This is a genomic window from Haemophilus seminalis (assembly GCF_006384255.1).
GTDB classification, from domain to species: domain Bacteria; phylum Pseudomonadota; class Gammaproteobacteria; order Enterobacterales; family Pasteurellaceae; genus Haemophilus; species Haemophilus seminalis.
Genome location: NZ_VCED01000002.1, coordinates 1 through 24,477, shown reverse-complemented (window position 1 = coordinate 24,477; position 24,477 = coordinate 1). Strand labels below are relative to the sequence as shown.

Below are 24,477 nucleotides of genomic sequence, written 5' to 3'. Positions count from 1 at the left end.
TTTAGTAATAATTATTAATGTTTTTTCACTGTATCTAAAATTTCAGGTAAATTTGTTTCCAACCAATCCACCAACTCAAACATCTTATTAGAAGCCTCTGTTCCAAATTCTGTTAATGTGTAATCCACTTGCGGTGGCACGGTATTATAGGATTTACGGATTAACATGCCATCAGCCTCCAATTCTTGTAAGGTTTTAGTCAACATACGTTCGCTTACACCATCAATCGCACGGCGAAGTTCACTAAAACGCTTGGTGCCCGAATGTAAACTTACTAATACTAATACTCCCCAGCGGCTTGTTAAATGCTGCAAAATTTGGCGAGATGGACAAGCTGAAGCTAATACATTGCCCCGATCAAAAATTTTTTCCATTTTTAATTCCTTATAAATCAATTAATTAAAAAATATTTTTAAATTTTCTAAAACTTACATTTTTGTAAGTACTTCCTAAAAGTAAGTTTTAAAATATAATACGCCACATCAAGCGAACAATCAAATGTTCAAATATCATTTCAACTTAACAAGAAGGAAAATATCATGACAACTAAAACTATCGCAATTACTGGTGCAACAGGTCAATTTGGCGCAATCGCATTAGACTTATTAAAAGCAAAACAAGAAAACTTCATTGCGCTTGTACGCTCTCCAGAAAAAATTTCAGGTGTAGAAGCCCGAAAATTTGATTATTCAAAAACAGAAGGACAAGTAGAAGCATTACAAGGCGTGGATACATTAATTTTAGTATCAAGCAGTGAAGTGGGACAGCGTATTCAACAACATAAAAATGTGATTGAAGCAGCAAAAAAAGCAGGTGTTAAACACATTATTTACACCAGTTTACTTGGTGCCTCCAACGACAATACCGTCAAATCCCTTGCCGGTGAACACGTTGAAACCGAAGCCGCATTAAAAGCCTCCGGTATCACTTACACCATTTTACGCAATGGTTGGTACACCGAAAACTACACAGATTCAATTCCGGCAGCATTAGCAAACAATGCTTTCTATGGTTCAGCAAAAAATGGTAAGGTTTCGTCTGTACTCCGTGCAGAACTTGCTGAAGCAGCGGTAAACGTTGCATTAAGTGAAGGTCATGAAAACCAAACTTACGAGCTTGCTGGATCAACCAGCTGGACATTAGCTGATCTTGCCGCAGAAATCAGTAAACAAACAGGTAAAGAAATTCCTTACGTGGATATTCCTGCAGCAGATTATGCCGCAGCACTTGTACAAGCAGGCTTAGATGAAGGCTTTGCAGGCTTAATTGCACAATGGGATGTAGATGCGTCAAACGGTGCATTATTCTCAGAAGACAAAACCCTTGAGAAATTGCTTGGCCGTCCAACAGCAGGATTGGATGTAGCAGTGAAACAGGTGCTTGCTCACTAAGACGCTTTTCCATTTACATAGATTAATTTATAGATCTGTCATCAATCAAAAAGTGCGGTGAAAATCTACCGCACTTTTCCCATCAATCTAATAAAGTCTTGTTCTCACCCCAAATCCGATTTAGCTCATTCTGAATCAACTTCACTGTTGAATTTTTCACTCCAAAATCACGGGCTAAAACAGGAAATTGACTCAAAGCATCTAATATTTGTTGAATAATTTTTTGTGTCTCGCTCCAACTTAATCCAGCACGCTGAGCTAATTTTTGCATTGCTTTCACACTTGGCTTTTTACCGAACCCACCGAAAGCAGTACTATGCTCGCCAAATGGATGTGGGCTAAAGGTGACATCATAAAAAGGTGAGACTTTCCATTCCCCCTGATCATTTTGTAAAAACGCCCAGTTTTTACCGTGATCATCTTGATTACTAGAAAATAAGTTAAAAATCGCTCGACGAAATTGAATTTCAGCCACATTTTGAGACTGACATAATGATTTACTGGCTTTAATTAAATCTTCGTAATCCAAACTCGGTAAACGAAAATCGGCATTTAATAACCCACTCAGACTATGCTGATGATATCGACCAACGCCATTTTCATTATTTACCCAATCAAAGCGTTTTAATGCCAACCACTGTGCTGCCCCGCTTGTTGCCGGAGCATCAAGTAAACGCCACTGACAAGGCTTGAGCTGCGCTTGCTCCGCCATCGTTAAATAAATAGCTTCGCATAATCCTTCCTCATGACCGAGCGGTAAGTTTTTTGATGTAAACTTAATAATCCAAGCTTCATCGTTGAAATTTGGTTGAGATCTTGCTATTGCTTCACCTGATTTTGGCATAAATATCTGTGCTTTTGGGCGCGCACCACCAGAACTCCCTGCGGTTAACAAAGCCTCTAAAATATCTTCCGTTTGCCCATCAAACACAGCTTGTGCAGCTAAGCCAAGTTGAGCATAATCAAGTTGATCCCGCTCTATTACTTTGCTCGGCTCAAATATCAACGCACCAATACCTCGATCGCCTACAAAAGCTAAGCGATCCATTGCTGTCACATGTTGTGGTAGAATACCTTTTTGACGAAAAAAACGATCCTGCAATAACAACCCCCACCCATCAGGCAAACTATCTGCAAACACGCCATGTAAACCAAAGTGCGGTTGTTTTGGAGCAAGTTGTAATGATGTATCTAATTTCATGGCAAAAGGCGAAAGATTGCCAAATTTCTCAACATAATCCGCATGATAAGAAAAATAAACCTGCTCACTATTTTGCGCCAATGTTCCCACTGACACTTTTTGCCCATTGCTTAATATTCGACTGACTTGAAGTTGTCTAGTCGGTTCAAAATTCACCCTTTATCACCTCTTCAATTGTTTTTGGTAATGTTTTTTTCATTTGAACCAGTGAATATAAACGTTGCAAATCATCTAAACTTTGCCATAACAACAAAAACTGCCGCAGTGAAATTTGCCCAGTTAGCTCAAATTTTTTGATCGTGGCTGCCGGTACACCACTTTTTTCAAAAAGCGCAGCACGCGAAAGTTTCTTTTGTTTCCGAATGTGATGAAGATAAATCGCTAATGCCTGTTGAACATCAACTTCATCAATAAGAAAAATAGACATAATTATATCCAAAAAATCTAATTTTACAGGATTTTGGATATTATAGTCTCTTTTAATTTATAAAACATAAAAAAATGCAGTTAAAACTAACCGCACTTTGATCTGCACCCCAAAACCTGGACACCTAATTTGAGGTGCTGATTATGTCCTACTCTTATCAATTTCGTTTGAAAATTATCAAACTCGTCACTGAACAGGATTATGGTATCCGTGAGGTGGCCAAACTTCATAAAATTTCCCACGCTCTCGTCATTTATTGGCTAAAAGCATTTCGGGAAAGAGGGCTTGATAGCGTAAAATCGCCTAATACAAACCTTCAAACACCGAAAATAGTGAAGCCAAAAATGAAAAAGAAAGATATTAAAATTCCAGAAACCACAGACTTTTCACCTAAAGCGTTTAAAAAGCTGCAGCGAGAGCTTTCACTATAAAGAGATTAAGCGAAATTATCACGAAGTAAAGAGGCTATCTTATCTCTGTATAAAAAGAACAGAAAACGAGAAGATTATCGCCCCATGACGTTTAAATTACGCCAAATGGGTTTTAATTTGAATCATAAGACGGTGTTAAGACTAATGAATGAGTTAGGTATTCATTCCATATTACGCAAGAAAAGACATGGAAAGCGCGGAAAAACATCGCATATTGCCCTAAATTTACTGAATCTTGATTTTACCGCAACGGCACTCAATCAAAAATGGGTAACCGATGTTACCGAGTTTCAGGTTGGGCAAGAAAAGCTTTATTTTTCACCATTGATGTACTTGGCTAACCGAGAAATTATTGCCTATAACTTTGCAACACTCCCGAAGTTTTCATTGGTAAAAAAGATGTTAGAACAAGAGCTTAGTCGGCTTAAACCGACAGAATGCACGATTATTCATAGCGACCAAGGTGTATTGTATGGCACGGTGGAATGGGTGAAAATGTTGGAAGATAAAGCGATACAAAGCATGAGTCGTCGAGGAAATTGTTACGATAATGCGGTGATTGAAAGTTTTTTGCGATATTAAAATCAGAGTGTTTTTACTCACAGACTTATCATTCAATCGCTGAATTACAGGCTGAAATTGAAGAATATTTAGTGTATTACAACCAAAAACGAATTAATTGAGCCCAGTACAATACAGAGCTCAATATTTAAGTTAACTAACTGTCTAACTTTTTGGGGGCAGATCACTTTTCATTTCTAAAGATTATTCCCCACGTTTTAACATCCCTTGCTTTTTCAAATTCACCAGAATAATTGAAATTGCTGCAGGGGTGATGCCTGAAATTCGGCTTGCTTGACCAATGGAAACCGGACGATGCTGTTCCAACTTCGCACGTACTTCATTAGATAAACCGGAAACTTTGCTGTAATCAAAGTTAGTCGGAATTGCCGTATTTTCGTGGCGTTTTTGTTTTTCAATTTCTTCTTGTTGATGCTCAATATAGCCTTGATACTTAATGGCAATTTCCACTTGTTCTACGGCTTCTCTATCTTCCATTGCTGGTTGATATGGCGTTAAGGAAGTCAAAATATCGTAGGTCATTTCTGGACGGCGTAATAAATCTTCACCGTTGGCTTCACGCACAAGTGGGCTACCAAGTACTTTATTCGCTTCTTCTAAATATTCAGAACGCGGATGCAACCAAATGCTGCATAAGCGTTGGCGTTCCTGTTCAATATTTTCCATTTTTTGATTAAAGCGCGCCCAACGAGCCTCATCAATCAAACCTAATTCATGGGCAATTGGCGTTAAACGAATATCTGCATTATCTTCACGTAATAACAAACGGTATTCCGCACGAGAAGTAAATACGCGATACGGTTCTTTGGTGCCAAGTGTACAAAGATCATCAACCAATACACCAGTATAGGATTGATCGCGGCGTGGATACCATGCCTCTTTCTCTTGTACGTAAAGACCTGCGTTGATACCAGCTAGTAAGCCTTGCGCTGCCGCCTCTTCATAACCCGTAGTACCATTAATTTGACCCGCAAAGAATAAACCCGAAATCGATTTAGTTTCTAACGTTGGTTTTAAATCACGTGGATCAAAATAATCGTATTCAATGGCATAACCAGGTTTCACAATACGTGCATTTTCTAAACCTTTCATGGAATTTACAATGCCCATTTGCACGTCAAACGGTAAACTGGTAGAAATCCCGTTTGGATATACTTCGTTACTAGTTAAGCCTTCTGGTTCCAAATAAATTTGATGTGAATTGCGATCCGCAAAACGCATAACTTTATCTTCAATGGATGGACAATAACGTGGCCCTATCCCTTCAATCACACCGGTATACATTGGACTGCGATCCAAATTATTACGGATCACTTCATGAGTTTGTTCATTGGTATGGGTGATATAACAAGGAATTTGTTGAGGGTGATCAGAAACAGATCCCATAAAAGAAAATACCGGTAATACGGCATCACCATGTTGTTTAGCTAAAATATCAAAATTGATCGTACGTGCATCAATACGTGGTGGTGTACCTGTTTTAAGACGATCTACACGTAATCCTAGATCCCTTAATCGATGTGAAAGATTTATGGAAGCAGGATCTCCTGCACGACCACCTTCATAATTTTCCAAACCAATATGAATTTTACCAGCTAAGAAAGTACCTGCAGTTAATACCACTGATTTAGCACGAAAAGTTAATCCCATTTTTGTGCTAACGCCTGTAACTCGATCTTGCTCAATTAGAATATCGGTGGCTTCTTGTTGGAAAATATCTAAATTGGGTTGATTTTCTAATGCTGTACGAACAGCTTGACGATATAGAACTCTGTCAGCTTGAGCTCTAGTAGCACGCACTGCTGGGCCTTTACTGCTATTTAAAGTACGAAATTGGATCCCTGCTTTATCTGCAGCATGAGCCATTAAACCGCCCATTGCATCTACTTCTTTTACTAAATGACCTTTACCGATCCCACCAATTGCAGGGTTACAAGACATTTGCCCTAAAGTATCTACATTATGCGTTAATAAAAGGGTTTTTAATCCCATTCGAGCTGGTGCAAGCGCGGCTTCTGTACCCGCATGGCCACCACCGATCACAATCACATCATAAGTTTCAGTGTAAAACATATCTATCTCTATTTATTCGGATCAAAAAATTGACGTTATTCTACAGAAATTTAAAACACCTGACAAAAAAAGAATGGATCTATTGGTCCTTTGAAAGATCAGGTTTGTATTAGTAAATAAGATCTCTTTTTATATATAAAGATCTTATTATTGTTATTATTAAGATCCTTTGTGATTGTGAGTAACCTTATTTGATCCTTATAGAAACAGGTGTTATAGGATCTAAAGATCTTGTGAAAATGCGATCATTTTCTTTAAAAATCTTGTGTGTAAAATGGAAAGTTATTAACAACTTTATTTTTTCTCAAAGTTACCAAGTGAATAAAAACAGTTTTATGACAGATTATTTATGAGTTATCCACAGGGTATTTTTATTTGATTCTATCTTGAATAAAAAATCCCCTAAATGCTTTAGTAAGAAATTTAGGGGATTTTATAAGGAACTGAAGGCTATTATTTCAAACCTTTTTTAACTAAATCGTCATAACCACCATGGTTAGTAAGGTTAGTGTAACCAGCTTTTTTCAACTCATTTAATGCAACTTCTGCACGTCGACCACTACGGCAATAAAGATTGATAGGGGCATTTTTATCTGAGCTAACAGCTTTAATTCCTTCAATAATTTGATCGTGTGGAATGTTAACCGCATTTTGCAAATGACCACTATTAAATTCTTCCGCAGAACGTACATCAATCCAAATCCCTTTTGCTTTTTCTGGTTGTACAGCACTTTGTTCTACTTTATGCGTAGTATTTGCAGATGTTGTTAAAGGGAAAAGAATGGCTGTAGCAGAAAGGATAGTGGTTAATAATTTTTTCATTATTTAATCTCCTTGTATAAAAGTAACAGGTTTGAATTATGAATTTGGGAATGTGGTCAGTTGCCATATTACCCGTAAACATAAAGATAATGAATTAAAAATTAAGCAAAAAAACTTAAAAATTTGACCGCTCTTTGGGAAGAAAAAATACCGCCTAAATTTTTATATTCAGGCGGCATTTTACTTTTCTAAATTATTATTTAGATAAATCAATTTGATATACAGCAAATCCAACTTCATCTGTACCCACTTGTTTCATTGGATACTGTGCTTTTTCTTTGATGAATTGAGCTGCTTGTTCGCTTGGTGAGGTTTCAAAACGAACATCTAATTTATCGTTGCCTTTAATTGGCGTAAAGCGCCAGTTTTTATCCGCGCTAGGGTTTACAGAACCTTCTTTTTCACTGGTTACTTTAATGTAATCAGCTAAAATTTGACGGTTTTCATCTGGTGATGCGTAAACAATATGTTGATCGCCAGTGCCTGGGAATTTATTACCATAAGCACGATAGTTATTCGTTGCAATTAAAAATTCTGCTTTTGGATCAACTGGTTTGCCTTGATAAGTTAGGTTCACTACACGGTGCGATTCTGGGTTAATTAATTTACATTCACCATCGTAACGAGCAGGTTTGGTTAGATCGTATTCATAATTGACACCATCAATCACATCAAAGTTGTAAGTGCGGAAACCTTCCCAGTCGATTAATGATTGTGGTTTATCACTTGTAGGGTCAATTTGTTTAAACATACCAGCACTACATTCTAACCATTCTTTTAATTGTTCGCCTGTTGCTTTAACCACCACTAATGTATTTGGATAGAGATATAAGTCTGCCGCATTACGGAAAGTTAATTCACCTTTATTTACTTCGGTATAACCTGTTGGGTCATTTTTACGACCACCCGCTTTAAATGGTGCGCCTGCACTTAAAATAGGTAAGCCAGCCATTGCAGCAACACTTGGTGCAACTTTTTCTACATAGGCTTTTTGTGCTTGGTTCACAATTTGGATGGTTGGATCATCTTGTACTAATGCAAGATAGCTGTACATATTATCTGTTGCTTTACCAATAGGTTGAGAAACAAATTTACGTGTCGCTTCGTGAACTGGTTTTAAAAGTGCGGTAATTTCTGGGTCATTTTCTGCAAGTGCTTTTTTATTTTCTGCATCATAGATTGGACGAAGAACCGCTTTTCCAGAGGTAACAATCCATTTGCCTTTGTGTTCTGTTAATCCTAAATCAACCACGCTGATATTATTTGCCCAATAACCAGCCATACTTTCTGGTACACCTTTTACTGTACCATTTACAATGTCTGCATTTGGTGATTTCGCAAATTCTTTATTTGGGAATAAACGGTGTGAGTGACCAAAAATGACGGCATCAATATGTGGAACATCAGCTAGATAGAATGCGGAGTTTTCAGCACCTTCTTGATAAGGTTCATCAGATGGACCTGTGTGAGCTAATGCGACTACAATATCAGCCCCTTTTTTCTTCATTTCAGGTACATATTTTTGTGCTGTTTTTACAATATCACGAGTTTCAACTTTGCCTTGAAGGTTCGCTTTATCCCAAACCATAATTTGCGGTGGCACAAAACCGATGTAACCAATTTTTAATTTATGTGTTTTACCTTGATTATCAATAACTGATTTTTCTTGAATGACATAAGGTGTGAAATAAGGTTCTTCAGTTCCGACTTTTACTACATTGGCATTTACAATTGGGAATTTAGCTTGTTTGATACAGTCAGCTAAATAATCTAAACCATAGTTAAACTCATGGTTACCTAAAGTTCCTACTTCATAGTGTATTGCATTTAAGCAATCCACCGCAGGGTTAGATTTGCCTTCTTTATAGCCTTGTGCAGCTTGATAATCAGCAATAGGGTTACCTTGAATTAAATCCCCGTTATCAACCAATACGCTATTTTTTACTTCAGCACGTGCTTGACGAATAAGGCTTGCAGCACGAGTAAAACCGAATTTCTCGGTTGGGGCGTCTTTGTAATAATCAAAGTCTGTTAAGAAACTGTGAACGTCAGTAGTGGCAACAATACGTAAATCTACATCATGTTTACCTTTTGCTGTCGCAAAACGGCTTGCACTTAATGCAAGAATACTGCTTGCACCGATTTGAATAAAATGACGTCTATTAATCATTGAGTTTTCCTTATAAGGTGAGTAGATATTGCCTTTATTCTAAGAAAAATAGAGGATTCTTAAAAGAAAGGAGTAAAAATATTTTTATTTAATTAAGCTAATAATTTTTGTACTAAAGAAGTATAAATATTAACCCCAGTAAGTAATTGATTTTCATCAAAATCAAATTCAGCTTCATGATGACCTGCTGTGCGGTCTGCTCCAAGAATGAAATAAATAGCTTTGCCTCCATGTTCTTGTACACGTCTACCTAAGATAGTCGCATCTTCACTTGCATTGAAAGCATAATCTGAATTTACGTTATTTATTTGAGGTTGTTCAAGAGATATTTCTTCAATAAGTTTTATAAGTTCAATATCATTATTCATATCCACTGCTTCACCTACAATTTCAGTTTCATATGCGACATCAAAACTTATGGAAATACCTTTGGCTATTTGCATGACTTGTTCAGTCATGTATTCATTAATTGCTTTATTTTCTCCCCGCACTTCTAATTGTAATTCAGCAGAGGATGGAATGACATTTCGTCCTTCACCCGCTTTTAGCACTCCCACATTAATTCTTGTCATGCCTTCACCATGGCGTGCAATACCATGAAGTTGAGTGACTGTATGCGCTGCAGCTAATAAGGCATTACGACCTAAATGGGGGGCAGCACCTGCATGTGCAGGTTTACCTTTATAGCGAATATCAATTTTTGTAGTGGAAAGAAAATTTCTTGGATTAGCAATAACTGTGCCTGTATTTGCGCAAAAACTAATGTGTGAAGAAGCAAAATAATCTGCATCATCAATTATGCCACTTTGTGCAATGGCTGCTGCACCTCGAACACCTTCTTCTGCTGGTTGGAATACAATTTTTACTTTTCCAGTGAGTTTATCTTTGTTCTGAGCGATCCATAATGCAACGCCTAAACCTATTGTAATATGTGAATCATGTCCACAAGCATGCATGAATCCATCGTTAATTGAGGCAAAACCTTCTTTATTTGGAATATGCTCAGGTGAACGAGTTTCCGTTACATTCACACAGTCTATGTCAAAACGTAATGCAATAGTTTTTCCTGGTTTGCCTGAATCAAATAATGCTACACAACCAGTGTACCCTTCCATTTTTTTGAGCCATTTTTCATTGGCTCCATAGGCTTTTGCATTAGCTAAACCTTTATCTACTACAGCTTGTTTTCGTCCACGAACAAAGTCCGGATTTATAATTTGCTTGCCAAGAAAAATTTCAAAACACCCTAAGTCTTCCAAGTAATCCGCAATGCGAGAAGTTGTCCAAAATTCACTCCAACCAATTTCTGGAAAACGATGAAATTCACGACGCCATTTAACAAGTTGATTTAAATCTAAGTTCATTTTTTTCTCCTTTAAACGTCTATAAAAACAGACCGCACTTAAATAAAGTGCGGTCAATTTTTTACTATTTTTACAACATAAATAATGCTAAGAATAAAACAGCAAGTATCATGCCTGGTGCGGTACGTTTTACCATTTCTACTGGGCTTACCATCGCAAGGCCTGCACAAACAATAGTTACACCTGCAATTGGTGAAGCTGTACGACCGATTGCACCAGCAATCGCTGCTGCCATACCAAGATTTACGTGAGTGTAGCCTAGTTCTACTGCATGTGGTGTGACAGCACTGTTAAAGGCAATTGCTGCCGCATCCCCAGAACCTGTAATTAACCCCATTAAGAATGGTCCAATTGTTGCACCCCAACGTACAAATTCGTTGGATTCTTTTAAGAAAGAAATTGCAGCATCCACTGCGTCCGTAGATTTTAATCCTGCTACAAATACACTGGCTGCAATGATGATACCAAGCACGTTTGCATAAGAATTTCCCATACCATTGAAAAATTCTTCAGTGATTTTTACTGGAGAAATACGAGTGACGATAATGCCATAAATTGCACCAATCAACATCGCTTGAGGAACGCCCATTTTAGTCCATTCAAGACCTGGTACTTGTTGTAATGACGTTCCACCAATTACTAAAATAACTAATGGTATTAATGGTGCAAGGGCATAAAGTACATTGACGCCTTCAACAACTTTAATTTCACTTTCTTTTTGTTCTGCAAGATAAGCTTGGCGATGTTGTTCACCATAATCTTTAAAAACAAGAGCAAGAATTGTTAAAACAACCGCACCTATTGCTCCTGCAATCATGTTATATGGTGCATGTGAAAGGTTTACTTGAGCGATAGTTAATCCTGACATTTCACTAATCATTGCTGAGTGAGAAGAACCTGGGCTCATCATTGATCCAAAAGTCCCTGCTAAAATAGCTGCGCCAGCAGTAGCTGGTCAAACACCCGCACTTTTTAAAACAGGAATTAATGTTGCTCCAACCGCAGCTGCACAACCAGCAGCAGAAGGAATAGCAATATTGATGAAAAAGGTGATGACGGTTGCAATCGGAATTAAGAAGAATTTTAATCCGCTTAATGGTTTGGTAAGTAAATGTACTAGATGAGTATCACATTGAGTGTATTTCATTACATAAGCAAAACCCATACTAGAACAGATAGCCATAATTAATCCGCCAGATGTCATGCTTTTGGCAAAAGCATCTAATGCTCCCATTGGATTAAGAGTCAGAATGGACATTATTAAACCGACTCCAATCAAAACGGTTCGGGTTTCGGCTTTTTTAATCAAAAAATAAATTGTGGCAATAATGCCAACCACTGCAACGATGGATTTAAATAATTCCATTATATGTTCCTTTTAAGTTAATAAGAAAAAGTTGTATTGATGTCAAATGTGCCACATTCCATATTTTCACTGAAGCACAAAATAGGATTTTCACCCAAAACAGTTGCCATTTCATTTTGTATATGAAGCGCAGAACCTTCAGGTAATGCATATATAAATGCAGTTGGATTAACGAGTAAAAATTCTGTCAAACGTTCTTCTCGGCTTTCACCATTGTGGCCTTGCATTTTACCTGAAATAAAGTGCGGATTAATTTGATGAGGAAAAAGTTGTAATGCTTTAAATGAAGGGGATAAGTAATTGGCATATCATTAGTTGTCATAATAGATGCGCCAGCTACATTGGCTCCAGCACTCCAACCAAAATAAGGTGTACCGTTATTTACTTTTTCACGAATGATATCAATCAAATTGTGTTCATAAAGCTGTTTTAACAAACAAAATGTATTCCCGCCGCCAATAGCAATGACATCTGCTTGTTCAATGATATCTCGATGCTGTTTACCATGATGAACGGAAACAATATTCATCCCTAAATCAGAAAGTGCATTTTGCACAGTTTTTTCATATTCATCAAAAGTACGGCGTACCCCAGCATAAGGCACAAAAGCAATTGTTTTACCACGATAATCAGTCAGGAAATTTTGTAACCAAGGTATGGTGTGTTCAAGATAACCTGTGTTCTTGTATTTTGAGCTACTGAGCAGTAACATGTTTTTCATATTTATAATCCTTTTTAGGTATGAAAAGTTATTGCTATTATGCCGAAGCTAAAAACAAAATCCAGCATAAAAGCTGGATTTTTATAAAGGCAACTCAGTTGTTGACTTAACCGTTTTTAGTGTAACTTCTGATTTTAAGGTTTTAATGCCAAGCCTAGAATTGAGATAGGTGTTTTTGATGTAATTAAATTGGTCAAGATCAGATACATTGAGTTTCAATAAGAAATCAAAGCTACCAGCCATAAAATGGCATTCGGTAATTTGAGGGATTAATTTCACTTCAAAAATAAACCGCTCTTTTAATTCTGGGTCTTCTTCAAAGAAAGAACCTAATGCATAAACGATGAGATTACAGTTTACTTTTTTAGGATTTAATAAGGCTACATAGTTATCAATTACGCCACTTTCTTCTAATTGATTCACTCGACGTAAACAAGCTGAATTGGAGAGGCCTATTTCGTTGGCCAATTCATTATTTTGTAATCGACCATTTCGTTGTAATGCTTTAAGAATTCGAGTATCGATATTATCGAAACATTTTTTAAGCATAGTAAATCCTTTTTATACTAACAAAAAAGATAGCTTATTATAAAAGAAACCGCCTAGAAAAACTGTGATCTAGGCGGCAATTTGACTAATTAGTTAAACACTATATAAAGATACTTGTACTACCAATAAAATGGAGCCAATTAGTAATAAACATCCAATCATTGGCATGACGAATTTAACCCATCTATCAAATGGAATATGCAACATTTGAAGTGTCACTAACACTAATCCTGTCGGTGCCAAGAATAGCATTGCATATTGTCCCCAGTTATAAGCGGAAACCACGATATCGCGTGGAATACCCACAGAGTCAGCAAGTGGTGCCATAATTGGCATTGAAAGTACGGCTAAACCAGAAGAAGACGGCACGATTAAACCTAGGAAAATAAATACGACTAATTGACCTAAGATGAATACACTACCCGGCATACCGCTAACCACATTAGACATATAATCAAGGATAGTGTCAGAAATCATACCTTGTTCGAGTACTAAGTTTACGCCACGAGCAAGACCGATGATTAAGGATACGCCTACTAATTCTGATGCACCTTCTGTGAAGGATTCCACAATATCTTTTTCAGACAAGCCACTGATAAACATAATGATGATAGTAATGGCAAGGAAAGATGCAGCCATTTGAGGGAACCACCATCCGCCAACCATTACACCCCAAATCATAATAGGGAATGCAATACAGAAAAGCGTTAAGATTAATTTGCGACGAGCTGAGAATTCGATAGTTGTGTTTGGATCAAAGTTTTTCATATAACGTTGACGGAATTCTTCGCGATCGTCGTAAGTATAAGAAAAACTTGGGTCAGCTTTGATTTTTTTACAGTACCAATAAAGATATGCGATTACGCAAGTTGCCCCTAAAACTAAACCTAGAGCACGGAAACCAATACCTTCAGTAAATTGAATACCAGCCGCATTTGATGCGATAACAACGGAGAATGGGTTAATTGTAGAGAATGCAGTTCCCATAGATGAAGCAAGGAATATAGCCCCTACGCAGACTATCGCATCGTATCCCAGAGCCAAGAATACTGGCACCAGAATCGGATAGAATGCTACCGCTTCTTCTTCAATACCGCATGTTGTGCCGCCTAAAACCATTAAGACGGATACGCTGAATACAATAAAAAACTCATTACCTTTGGTTTTCTTCGCCAGAGCCATCAACCCAGCATTAAAAGAACCAGTACGGTTAATGACACCAATCATACCCCCCAATACGAAGATAAAGACCATGACATCAACGGCTTCGATGGTGCCTTCCACCATACTTTTGGTTATGTCTTCAATGCCTTTGTGGTGTTGTTCTACACGTTGATAGGTACCAGGAATAGCGATTGGTTTTTTGATCACGCCTTCGGTGAAGTTGGAGAGTTTTATTTTGATATTGAGATTATCAAGAGTGTCTGTTGTGGCGGGATAAGTTTTATCGTCAACGCCGTAAGCTTTAACTACAAAAACATTATCTGTGGAGTTATATGTTAATTTTGAATATGAACCGGATGGAATTACCCAGGTCAATCCAACAGCGAGAATTAATATTGCAAATAAAATGGTAAACGCTGATGGGAAATTAAACGTTTTCTTCTTTTTGGACGCATCCATAGCGAGCTCCTTATATGTAACGTTTAAAGTGCGGTTGGTAAAAACATCGGTTAAACCGACCGCACTTTTTACTTTGAGAATGATTTCTCAAAGTTCTTTTATTATTTAAGCATAATAGGATATGCCTTCAGCTTTTTTCGTAATACGAGTACCAGCTTTTCCTTTCACAATGTCCACAATATCAGATAAAGAGCCTATTACTGCATCTTTTCCTGTTTGTTTCGCAAAGTTGATCGCGGCTTGTACTTTCGGTCCCATGGAACCTGCAGCGAAACCAAGTTCTGAAATGGCTTCAGGTGATGCGACAGAAATTGCTTTTTGAGTTGGTTTTCCCCAATCTACGAAGGTTGCTGAAACATCAGTTGCAATGATGAATAAATCAGCATCAAGATTTTCTGCAAGTAAAGCTGAACATAAATCTTTGTCGATAACGGCTTCAACACCTTGTAAATTATGGTTTTCATCATAATAGGTCGGGATACCGCCGCCACCCGCACAAATTACGATACTGCCTTTTTCAAGCAACCATTTGACTGGACGGATTTCAAAAATACGTTTTGGCAATGGACTTGGCACAACGCGACGATATTTATCACCATCTTGTGCAATAGACCAATTTTTTTCTTTTGCCAAACGTTCAGCTTCTTCTTTCGTATAAAGAGGGCCAATTGGTTTAGTTGGATTTTTAAAAGCTGGGTCGTTGATATCAACTTCGACTTGAGATAATAAAGTTGCAAATGGCACTTCAAATGGAACTAAATTACCGAGTTCTTGTTGAATCATATAACCAATCATTCCTACTGATTCTGCACCTAATACATCTAAAGGATAGGTTGGCACATCAGTATAGGCAGCGCCTTGTAAGGCGAGCAAACCCACTTGTGGGCCATTACCGTGTGCTATCACTAGTTCATTATTTGGCCAAATCTTAGCAATTTGCTCACAAGCAATGCGAACATTTTGTCGTTGATTTTCGGCTGTCAGCGGCTCTCCGCGTCGTAATAACGCATTACCGCCTAATGCAATCACTATTCTCATGATTTCTCCTTATGCCAAACTTGCTACCATGACCGCTTTAATTGTGTGCATACGGTTTTCTGCTTGTTCAAATGCAATGTTCATTGGCGATTCAAATACGTCTTCAGTCACTTCAATACCATTAGCTAATTCAGGATATTTTTCAGCAATTTGACGACCAACTTTGGTTTCACTGTTATGGAAGGCGGGTAAGCAGTGCATAAATTTCACTTTTGGATTACCAGTGCGTTTCATTAATTCAGGTGTGACTTGATAAGGAAGTAATAATTTAATGCGTTCGCCCCAAGTTTCTAATGGTTCACCCATTGAAACCCACACATCAGTATGAACAAAATCTACACCTTTCACAGCTTTGTCGATATCTTCAGTTACAGTAATACGAGCGCCACTTTCTTTAGCAAATTTTTCGCACATTTCCACAAGACTTGCTTCTGATAATAATGCTTTAGGTCCACAAATCCGCACATCCATACCTAATTTTGCACCAATTAATAAAAGTGAATTACCCATGTTATTGCGAGCATCCCCAATATATACATAGCTAATTTCGTTTAATGGTTTGTCGCAATGTTCAATCATGGTAAGTACGTCGGCAAGCATTTGTGTTGGGTGGAATTCATCGGTTAAACCATTGAATACTGGCACACCAGCATAATCAGCAAGTTCTTGAACGATACTTTGTTTAAAGCCACGATATTCAATGCCATCATACATTCTGCCTAATACGCGGGCGGTATCTTTCATACTTTCTTTGTGGCCAATTTGGGAGGAGTTAGGGTCGATGTAGGTGACTTGAGCGCCTTGGTCATGAGCGGCGACTTCGAATGCACAACGTGTGCGGGTGGAGGTTTTTTCAAAGATGAGCGCAATATTTTTGCCTTTTAATGTTTGTTGTTCTGTGCCTGCATATTTGGCTCGTTTCAAATCTCGGGAGAGATCTAAGAGATATTTAATTTCACGTTCTGTGTGATGAACAAGACTAAGTAAATGTCTGTTTTTCATATTGAAAGCCATAATAATCTCCTTGTGTTTTGACTATCCATTGGGGAATAAACATACATCATTCGAGATACTGCTTGTTGTTCGAACAGTTGCATTATAAGAGAAATAAAATGAAATTTGTTATCGTTTTTCAACTGGTAATGCCAATATATGCAATTTTATTGCGTGGTTTTTAGTATTGTTAGAATTTATGTTCTTCTAAATAAAAATAGATTAACTCGTTATTGGTATTAATTTAATCTAGATCAAACAAATTCTAATTAATCAAAATTTCCTTTTGTATCTAGTAGAAAAAAGGTTTTATCATTTTTTTATAAATCCGAGTGATTTTATCGGGTTTATAACGAAACTTTCTATTCTAATCAAAAGGACTTAATTATGTACTGCGTACAATGCGAACAAACAATGCGCACACCTGTGGGTAACGGTTGTAGTTACTCTCAAGGAATGTGCGGTAAAACTGCGGAAACTTCTGATTTACAAGACCTTCTTGTTGCAACTCTGCAAAGCTTATCTGCTTGGGCTATTCAAGCGAGAGATTTAGCTATTATCGATAATGAAATTGATGCTTTTACGGCACAAGCATTTTTCTCTACCTTGACTAATGTAAACTTTGATTCTCAACGTATAGTTGAATATGCACAACAAGCCATCGCTTATCGCGATAATTTAATGAAACGTTGCCGTACACTAAATCCAAGTATTGATGTAAACCATCCGTTAGCTCATTTACAGCTTGAAGGCGCAACGATTTCTGATTTAACAAAACAAGCTGCGAATTTTGCCCTAAATTCTGACCGCACTTTGATTGGGGAAGACGTACATGGTGTGCGTATGCTTTGTTTATACGGTTTAAAAGGTGCGGCTGCTTATATGGAACATGCCCATGTTTTAGGTAAATTTGATAATGAGGTATATCGTCAATTCCATGAGTTTATGGCGTGGCTAGGAACAAATCCAAGCGATCTAAATGAATTGTTAGAAAAGGCACTTGGCATCGGTAATATGAATTTTCAAGTAATGAGTTTATTAGATGCAGGTGAAACAGAAGCATTTGGTCATCCTGTTCCAGCAACGGTAAATGTGAAGCCTGTAGCAGGAAAATGTATTTTAATTTCTGGTCATGATTTAAAAGATTTAAAAGCACTTTTAGAACAAACGGAAGGAACAGGGATAAATATTTATACTCATGGTGAAATGTTACCTGCGCATGGTTACCCAGAATTGAAAAAATACAATCATTTAGTTGGTAATTATGGAAGTGGTTGGCAAAATCAGCAGAAAGAATTTGCGAAATTCCCTGGTCCTGTAATTATGACCTCTAACTGTATTATTGATCCTAATGTTGGTAATTACGCAGATCGTATTTATACCCGTAGCATTGTGGGCTGGCCTGGTGTAACGCACATTGAAGATCGTGATTTCAGTCAAGTTATCGCGAAAGCACAAGAAATGACGGGATTCCCTTATGATGAATTAGAACACAAAATTACCGTTGGGTTTGGTCGTCAAACTTTATTAGATGCTTCAGATGCAGTGATTAATCTTGTTGCTGGTGGAAAATTACGTCATGTTTTCTTAGTGGGCGGTTGTGATGGCAGCAAAGGTGAGCGTAGCTATTACACTGATTTTGCTCGTCAAGTACCGGAAGATTGTGCGATTTTAACTTTAGGTTGTGGTAAATATCGTTTTAATAAATTAGATTTTGGCGCTATTGATGGGTTACCTCGCTTGTTAGATGTTGGGCAATGTAATGATGCGTATTCTGCGATAATGCTTGCTGTAAATCTTTCACAAAAACTGGGTATTGGCGTTAACGAATTACCATTAACACTTGTGCTTTCTTGGTTTGAGCAAAAAGCTATTGTTATTTTGCTTACCTTATTGGCGTTAGGTGTTAAAAATATCTATACAGGGCCGACTGCGCCAGCATTTTTAAATGATAATGTGATGGCATTATTAAATGAAAAATTCGGTTTGCGCGGTTTGACAACACCTGAACAAGATATGGCAGAAGCTTTAGCTAAATAAAATTTCATAGAAAAGTGCGGTCGATTTTTTAATTTGTAGTATTAGCTTTATAAACATTTTAAAAATCCACCGCACTTTTTTCTATCTTCAAAGAGAAAATTCTATGTCAAATAATCAGAATCCGTTGTGTTATAACGAAATGCAGGTGCATTCTATTCATCAGGAAACTGATGATGTCTATACAATTGAATTAATCGCACAAGATTTTTACCCTTATGAGCCAGGCCAGTATGCTTTAGTAAGTATTCGTAATACACCAAATATTGTACGAGCTTATACGCTATCGTCTACGCCAGGAATGAGCCGTTTTGTTACTTTAACCGTTCGTCGTATTAAAAACGGGGTAGGTTCTAATTGGATTACATCCGAAATTAAAGAAGGTGATCAAATTTGGCTATCTGATCCAATGGGTAAATTTACCTGTACCCGCATTGTAAGTGATCGATATTTGCTTGTGGCTGGTGGATGTGGCGTTACGCCAATCATGTCTATGACTCGCTGGTTATTAAAAAATAAACCAGGTGTAGATGTGGTTGTATTCTATAGTGTCCATTCTCCTAAAGATGTTATTTTTAAACGAGAATGGGCATTACTGAAAGAACAATTTCCACAGTTAAAATTATTTATTAATGCTTCTGTTGATGCAGATGATGGCTTTATCGCTGGACGTTTAAATAGTCAAATGTTATCTGAGCTTGTGCCTAATATAGCTGATTATACGGTGCTGACTTGTGGCCCAGAAAGTTATATGCGTGATTTACGTGCGATGACAGAATCCCTTGGTATCCCATCTGAACGTTTCTTTTTAGAGCAATTTCATTCTTCAGCAGAAAATTGTATGTTAGATAATAGTAAACAAGTGACGCTTTCTATTACTAATCCAGTACCTCAAACTTTTTCTGTACCTGTTGGAAAAACATTGTTAGCTGCTTTGGAAGAACATAAAGCACCTATTATTGCTGCCTGTAGAGAAGGTATTTGTGGTTCTTGTAAAACTTTAGTGGTGAGTGGGGATTATGAAGTGAGTTCAAACGGACCGCTGACAGAAGATGAAATTAAACAAGGTTATGTTTTAGCGTGCTGCTGTCAAATGAAAGGAAATATATCAGTTGATTTAATGCCTTAATTCTTAATAAAGTGCGGTTATTTTTATTACCGTTTTTTATACATTGATCTTAGACAAGGGCAATTTGTATATTTAGTGATATGATAACCGCAAATTATTTTTTGAGGTTTTTATGAATTTACCTTTTCGAGCAATGGTGTCTGATTTAGATGGCACGCTTTTAACTCCTGAACATTTAGTCGGTGATCTTACCATTGATACGCTGAGAGCATTAGAGCAAAACGGTGTGGATATCATTTTAGCAACGGGGCGTAACCATACCGATGTGTCATCCATTCTTGGAAAAATTGGTGCGGAACGTGCGGTTATGATTACATCAAATGGTGCTCGTGTACGGGATTTACAGGGTAATTTTCTTTATAGCAACAGCTTGCCTGAAGAGTTAGTTCTAGAGCTTTACAAAACTCCATTTGATACAACAAAAGTATGCATGAATAGCTATCAAGATGAAGGTTGGTTTACTAATAAAGATATTCCTGCAATGCGTCAGTTCCACAAAGAATCAGGATTTGATTATAACGTTGTCGATTTCTCTAAACATCATGGACGTGGGACAGAAAAAGTCTTTTTTATTGGTAAAACTCCAGAGGATTTAGTTGAAGTAGAAAGTTATTTACGAGATAAGTTTGGTGACGTAACGACGATTGTTTATTCAGCATTAGCCTGTTTGGAAGTGATGAATAAGAATGTTTCAAAAGGCGATGCATTAAAACATTTACTCGAATCACGAGAATATGAGTTAAAAGACTGTATTGCTTTTGGTGATGGAATGAATGATGTAGAAATGCTTTCTTGGGCTGGTAAAGGGTGTATCATGCAGGATGCTGATATTCGTTTAAAAAAAGCTTGTCCAGAGTTAGAAGTTATTGGCTCAAATAAAGAAGAATCTGTCGCTCGTTATTTGCGAACCCAATTTGGATTAGATTATTAATGCAGGCATTATTATTCATAAGTTGTGGTGCAATATTAGGTGCGTCATTACGTTGGGCTATAGGATTGTTATTTAATCCTTTATTTTCTTCGTTTGCTTTTGGGACTTTAATCGCTAATTTGCTTGGTTGCTTAATTATTGGTGTATTACTTGGGCTTTTTTGGCAATTCCCACAAATTAGTGCTGAATGGCGGTTATTTTTAATTACCGGTTTTTTAGGATCGCTAACCACATTTTCTTCTTTTTCTTCCGAAGTTGTGGAATTATTTTTTAATGATAAATGGTTAAATGGATTTAGTGTACTAGCTATGCATTTATCCGGATGTTTAGCTATGACTGTATTGGGCATTTGGATATATAAAATTTGTTCTCAACTTTTACATTAATCCCATTCATTTTGGTTTTGCCCAATTAAATCAGTAAATTCATCGCTACGAAATCCATGTGATAGCATATATTGCCAAATTTTTTGTTTCATTTTAGGCGTTTGCTGTTCGTTGTAATTTGGGAATTTTTTACGTAACAAGTTCTCTGCCATTTCATACCAGTTTATTTCGGATTCTATTAAAACTTCATCAATAATATCAGAAGACACACCTTTTAATTGTAGTAATTCTTGTCGAATTCTTCCTACACCATAACCTTTTTGTGCGCGTGAATTTATATAATTTTCTGAAAAACGACGATCACTTTGCCAATTTTTTGCCTGGCATAAAGATAATGCATCATCAATTTCTTCTTCCGAAAAGTTCTTTTCCTGCATTTTATTGCGGAGCTCGAATTCACTATATTCTCTGCGAGAAAGAAGATTAACTATGTAATTAAAAGCAAGGGATGACAAGGAATGATTCCTTTATTTTTATTGAGTTGATATAAAGTGCGGTTAAAATGACCGCACTTTTGGCGTTGATGATTTGATTTATTCAAAATCACTTTCTGATTCTGAACTATTTTCAGATTGTTCAATGTCAGCCATTAAAGCTTGTTCTGGATTAGCCACTAATTCTGCGCGTAAACGTGCTTCTAATTCATCAGCTTTTTCTGGATTTTCATTGAGCCATTTCATTGAGTTAGTTTTACCTTGGCCAATTTTTTCTCCATTATAGGCATACCATGCACCTGATTTCTCTACAAGCTTGTGTTTTACACCAAGTTCTAATAACTCACCCGCTTTTGAAATACCTTCGCCATAAAGAATTTGGAAATCTACTTGACGGAATGGTGCCGCTAGTTTGTTTTTTACTACTTTTACGCGTGTTTCATTTCCAATAATATTTTCGCCATCTTTTACAGAACCTGTGCGACGAATATCTAAGCGAACAGAAGAATAGAATTTTAATGCATTACCGCCTGTGGTGGTTTCAGGATTACCAAACATCACACCTATTTTCATTCGGATTTGGTTAATAAATACAACTAAACAGTTTGCATTTTTAATTTGGCCAGTAAGTTTACGTAAAGCTTGTGACATTAAACGAGCTTGTAGCCCCATATGGGAATCACCCATATCCCCTTCAATTTCAGCTTTTGGTGTCAGTGCGGCAACGGAGTCCACAATGATTACATCAATTGCGCCAGAGCGAACTAATGCATCACAGATTTCAAGTGCTTGTTCACCATTATCTGGTTGAGAAACAAAAAGTTCTTTTACATCCACCCCAAGTTTTGCTGCATAAATAGGATCAAGGGCGTGTTCTGCATCAATAAATGCACAGGTTTTTCCCGCTTTTTGCGCTTGAGCAATGACGGAAAGAGTTAATGTGGTTTTACCAGATGATTCTGGTCCGAAAATTTCTACAATTCGTCCCATAGGTAAACCACCAATTCCTAGTGCAACATCTAAGCCAAGTGATCCGGTAGAAATAGATTCTACATCCAACGTTTTGGTATCACCTAATTTCATAATTGAGCCTTTACCAAATTGTTTTTCGATTTGTCCTAATGCTGCAGCTAGTGCTTTTTGTTTTTCTTCTTTAGTTGCCATAAGTGAATTCCTGTTTGAATGTTCAAGTTTTTTGTGATTATATCTGTATTGATGTACAGGTCAAGAGAAATATTCATATTTGGAAAAATATGGGATCTGTATTCCAAAAAAACCAGAGCTAAACCTCAAAATGAGGGAGTTATGATAAAGCTTGTTAATTGAATTTTTAGGTTAAATTATATACAAAACATAATAGTAAGAAAATTTTTAAATATAGTATATTTATATATAAACCAATTGTTTACATAAAAATAAATTTCAAATTTACGATCAGCTTCACAAATCTGAAATTTATTCTTAGTAAGATTAAAAACTTCATGATATAAACCAAATCAGAAGTACTTCTACTAACTCCTTTAAACTACTTATCCATATGAGGTTAATATGAACATAAAAGACGAGCATATAAATAATGTTTGCCTTCTATTAGATCTGTTGGTAGGAAATGTTACCTTTAAAAATCTTTTTACAGGTTACGGTGTGTTTCACAAGGAAGAGACAATGTTTGCCATTTGGCAGAATAAAAAACTTTATCTACGTGGTGAGGATGAACTTGCAATTCAATTAAGTAAATTAGGTTGTGAACCATTTACAACAAATGAGTTGAATAAGAGATTTGTACTTTCTCAATATTATGCGCTTTCAGATCAGGTGATGCGCAATAATATGTTGTGTAGAAAGTTGATTATTCTTTCTATTCAGCAAATCCGCAATCAGAAGTTAGATCGTACTTTGAGAAAGCTAAATAGATTAAAGGATTTACCCAATTTAACTATCAAGCATGAAAGGGCGCTAATAAAAGTTGGCATTACTGATGTTGCTATGCTAAGAGAAATTGGTGCAGAAAATGCATTGGTAGAATTAAAGAAAAGCGGCAGCGGAGCAACTTTAGATTTTTATTGGAAGTTAGTATGTGCTTTGCAAAATAAAAATAGCCAATTTTTAAGTCAATCTGAAAAAGAGCGTTTATTAAAGAAATTAAACGAAATTTTGAGAAAGAATGGCTTGAAAGGCTATAGAAAATTAGATGACGAATAAAATTTGTTCATTCAAATAATTTTTTTGTAAAAAGTACTTGCAAGGGATTTGAAAATCCCTATAATGCACCGCACACAACGACGCACTGTTGTGAAGTCTTTAAGTTTCCACGTGCGTCGTTGTTTTTTGCTCTTTAAGAATGTATCAGACAATCTGTGTGGGCACTTGTTGATTGACTTGTTTTAAAATATTTTTAATTTTGAAGTCTTAATAGGTGCTTAACTGAAAATTCATAATTACTTTTTTAAGTAGTGTTTTTATTTATAGCTAAGCAGTATATTGAGCGATTGAACTTGAATTGAAGAGTTTGATCATGGCTCAGATTGAACGCTGGCGGCAGGCTTAACACATGCAAGTCGAACGGTAGCAGGAGAAAGCTTGCTTTCTTGCTGACGAGTGGCGGACGGGTGAGTAATGCTTGGGAATCTGGCTTATGGAGGGGGATAACTACGGGAAACTGTAGCTAATACCGCGTAGAATCGGGAGATGAAAGTGCGGGACCGCAAGGCCGCATGCCATGAGATGAGCCCAAGTGGGATTAGGTAGTTGGTGGGGTAAAGGCCTACCAAGCCTGCGATCTCTAGCTGGTCTGAGAGGATGGCCAGCC

22 protein-coding genes, 1 rRNA gene and 2 pseudogenes are annotated in these 24,477 nt (G+C 37.0%); 10 read left to right on the top strand and 15 right to left on the bottom strand.

Annotation, left to right across the window (positions count from 1 at the left end):
• Positions 1 to 14 precede the first annotated feature (14 nt).
• Complete coding sequence (locus FE813_RS02330; protein WP_139989322.1) at positions 15 to 374, bottom strand: winged helix-turn-helix transcriptional regulator; 360 nt, start codon at positions 372 to 374, stop codon at positions 15 to 17.
• A 165-nt stretch (positions 375 to 539) separates the two neighbouring features.
• Here FE813_RS02330 and FE813_RS02325 point away from each other — a divergent pair, with 165 nt between their 5' ends.
• Positions 540 to 1,391: an SDR family oxidoreductase gene (locus FE813_RS02325; protein WP_139989321.1), complete on the top strand. Its 852-nt coding sequence runs from the start codon at positions 540 to 542 to the stop codon at positions 1,389 to 1,391.
• Between the two features lie 82 nt (positions 1,392 to 1,473).
• On the opposite strand, the gene FE813_RS02320 is transcribed toward FE813_RS02325, so the two are convergent.
• Entirely contained in the window at positions 1,474 to 2,748 is a 1,275-nt protein-coding gene (locus FE813_RS02320) for a type II toxin-antitoxin system HipA family toxin (protein ID WP_139989320.1), read from the bottom strand.
• The gene (locus FE813_RS02315) at positions 2,738 to 3,019 is read right to left on the bottom strand and encodes a helix-turn-helix domain-containing protein (protein WP_139989319.1); all 282 of its coding nucleotides are present in this window, start codon (positions 3,017 to 3,019) and stop codon (positions 2,738 to 2,740) included. Before FE813_RS02315 ends, FE813_RS02320 begins: the two co-directional genes overlap by 11 nt.
• A 143-nt stretch (positions 3,020 to 3,162) precedes the next feature.
• Between FE813_RS02315 and FE813_RS02310 the strand changes: the two genes are divergently transcribed.
• The 3 genes from FE813_RS02310 to FE813_RS10760 all read left to right on the top strand — a co-directional run bounded on the left by FE813_RS02310 (position 3,163) and on the right by FE813_RS10760 (position 4,133).
• Entirely contained in the window at positions 3,163 to 3,450 is a 288-nt protein-coding gene (locus FE813_RS02310) for a transposase (RefSeq protein ID WP_139989318.1), read from the top strand.
• Positions 3,451 to 3,534: 84 nt separating this feature from the next.
• Entirely contained in the window at positions 3,535 to 4,032 is a 498-nt protein-coding gene (locus FE813_RS02305) for an IS3 family transposase (RefSeq protein WP_235898362.1), read from the top strand.
• A complete protein-coding gene (locus FE813_RS10760; protein ID WP_139989567.1) occupies positions 4,026 to 4,133 on the top strand; it encodes an IS3 family transposase in 108 nt (35 codons plus the stop codon). The genes FE813_RS02305 and FE813_RS10760 overlap by 7 nt, the downstream gene beginning before the upstream one ends.
• A gap of 82 nt (positions 4,134 to 4,215) precedes the next feature.
• Here FE813_RS10760 and mnmG read toward each other — a convergent pair whose 3' ends face one another.
• The 10 genes and pseudogenes from mnmG to FE813_RS02250 all read right to left on the bottom strand — a co-directional run bounded on the left by mnmG (position 4,216) and on the right by FE813_RS02250 (position 16,772).
• The gene (gene mnmG / locus FE813_RS02295; protein ID WP_139989316.1) at positions 4,216 to 6,105 is read right to left on the bottom strand and encodes a tRNA uridine-5-carboxymethylaminomethyl(34) synthesis enzyme MnmG; all 1,890 of its coding nucleotides are present in this window, start codon (positions 6,103 to 6,105) and stop codon (positions 4,216 to 4,218) included.
• A gap of 453 nt (positions 6,106 to 6,558) precedes the next feature.
• Entirely contained in the window at positions 6,559 to 6,927 is a 369-nt protein-coding gene (locus tag FE813_RS02290) for a rhodanese-like domain-containing protein (protein ID WP_139989315.1), read from the bottom strand.
• A gap of 196 nt (positions 6,928 to 7,123) precedes the next feature.
• Complete coding sequence (gene cpdB / locus FE813_RS02285) at positions 7,124 to 9,097, bottom strand: 2',3'-cyclic-nucleotide 2'-phosphodiesterase (RefSeq protein WP_139989314.1); 1,974 nt, start codon at positions 9,095 to 9,097, stop codon at positions 7,124 to 7,126.
• Between the two features lie 92 nt (positions 9,098 to 9,189).
• Positions 9,190 to 10,461 carry a M20 family metallo-hydrolase gene (locus FE813_RS02280; protein ID WP_139989313.1) on the bottom strand — a complete coding sequence of 424 codons (1,272 nt, stop codon included), beginning with the start codon at positions 10,459 to 10,461 and terminating at the stop codon, positions 9,190 to 9,192.
• A gap of 70 nt (positions 10,462 to 10,531) precedes the next feature.
• Positions 10,532 to 11,827, bottom strand: a pseudogene (dcuC, locus tag FE813_RS02275) (C4-dicarboxylate transporter DcuC).
• A 17-nt stretch (positions 11,828 to 11,844) separates the two neighbouring features.
• Positions 11,845 to 12,548, bottom strand: a pseudogene (gene pepE / locus FE813_RS02270) (dipeptidase PepE).
• Between the two features lie 81 nt (positions 12,549 to 12,629).
• Positions 12,630 to 13,097 (bottom strand): Lrp/AsnC family transcriptional regulator, encoded by a 468-nt coding sequence (locus tag FE813_RS02265; protein ID WP_139989312.1) that lies wholly within the window; start codon positions 13,095 to 13,097, stop codon positions 12,630 to 12,632.
• 93 nt (positions 13,098 to 13,190) lie between these two features.
• Positions 13,191 to 14,720: a YfcC family protein gene (locus FE813_RS02260; RefSeq protein WP_005644136.1), complete on the bottom strand. Its 1,530-nt coding sequence runs from the start codon at positions 14,718 to 14,720 to the stop codon at positions 13,191 to 13,193.
• A gap of 105 nt (positions 14,721 to 14,825) precedes the next feature.
• Positions 14,826 to 15,758, bottom strand: a complete 933-nt coding sequence (gene arcC / locus FE813_RS02255; protein WP_139989311.1) for a carbamate kinase — start codon at positions 15,756 to 15,758, stop codon at positions 14,826 to 14,828.
• Between the two features lie 9 nt (positions 15,759 to 15,767).
• Entirely contained in the window at positions 15,768 to 16,772 is a 1,005-nt protein-coding gene (locus FE813_RS02250; protein WP_139989310.1) for an ornithine carbamoyltransferase, read from the bottom strand.
• Between the two features lie 366 nt (positions 16,773 to 17,138).
• Here FE813_RS02250 and hcp point away from each other — a divergent pair, with 366 nt between their 5' ends.
• From hcp to crcB, 4 genes are all read left to right on the top strand, one after another.
• Positions 17,139 to 18,791, top strand: a complete 1,653-nt coding sequence (gene hcp / locus FE813_RS02245; RefSeq protein ID WP_139989309.1) for a hydroxylamine reductase — start codon at positions 17,139 to 17,141, stop codon at positions 18,789 to 18,791.
• Between the two features lie 103 nt (positions 18,792 to 18,894).
• Positions 18,895 to 19,917, top strand: a complete 1,023-nt coding sequence (gene hcr, locus FE813_RS02240) for an NADH oxidoreductase (RefSeq protein ID WP_139989308.1) — start codon at positions 18,895 to 18,897, stop codon at positions 19,915 to 19,917.
• Between the two features lie 112 nt (positions 19,918 to 20,029).
• Positions 20,030 to 20,848, top strand: a complete 819-nt coding sequence (locus FE813_RS02235) for a Cof-type HAD-IIB family hydrolase (RefSeq protein ID WP_139989307.1) — start codon at positions 20,030 to 20,032, stop codon at positions 20,846 to 20,848.
• Positions 20,848 to 21,234 (top strand): fluoride efflux transporter CrcB, encoded by a 387-nt coding sequence (crcB, locus tag FE813_RS02230; RefSeq protein ID WP_139989306.1) that lies wholly within the window; start codon positions 20,848 to 20,850, stop codon positions 21,232 to 21,234. Before FE813_RS02235 ends, crcB begins: the two co-directional genes overlap by 1 nt.
• On the opposite strand, the gene recX is transcribed toward crcB, so the two are convergent.
• Both recX and recA read right to left on the bottom strand, forming a co-directional pair.
• On the bottom strand, positions 21,231 to 21,689 hold the full coding sequence (gene recX, locus FE813_RS02225) for a recombination regulator RecX (RefSeq protein WP_139989305.1): 459 nt from the start codon (positions 21,687 to 21,689) through the stop codon (positions 21,231 to 21,233). The genes crcB and recX overlap by 4 nt on opposite strands.
• Before the next feature lie 78 nt (positions 21,690 to 21,767).
• Positions 21,768 to 22,832 (bottom strand): recombinase RecA, encoded by a 1,065-nt coding sequence (gene recA / locus FE813_RS02220; protein WP_005636084.1) that lies wholly within the window; start codon positions 22,830 to 22,832, stop codon positions 21,768 to 21,770.
• A gap of 384 nt (positions 22,833 to 23,216) precedes the next feature.
• Between recA and tfoX the strand changes: the two genes are divergently transcribed.
• Both tfoX and FE813_RS02210 read left to right on the top strand, forming a co-directional pair.
• Positions 23,217 to 23,870 (top strand): DNA transformation protein TfoX, encoded by a 654-nt coding sequence (tfoX, locus tag FE813_RS02215; RefSeq protein ID WP_139989304.1) that lies wholly within the window; start codon positions 23,217 to 23,219, stop codon positions 23,868 to 23,870.
• Between the two features lie 295 nt (positions 23,871 to 24,165).
• A 16S ribosomal RNA gene (locus FE813_RS02210) occupies positions 24,166 to 24,477 on the top strand; the annotation flags it as partial.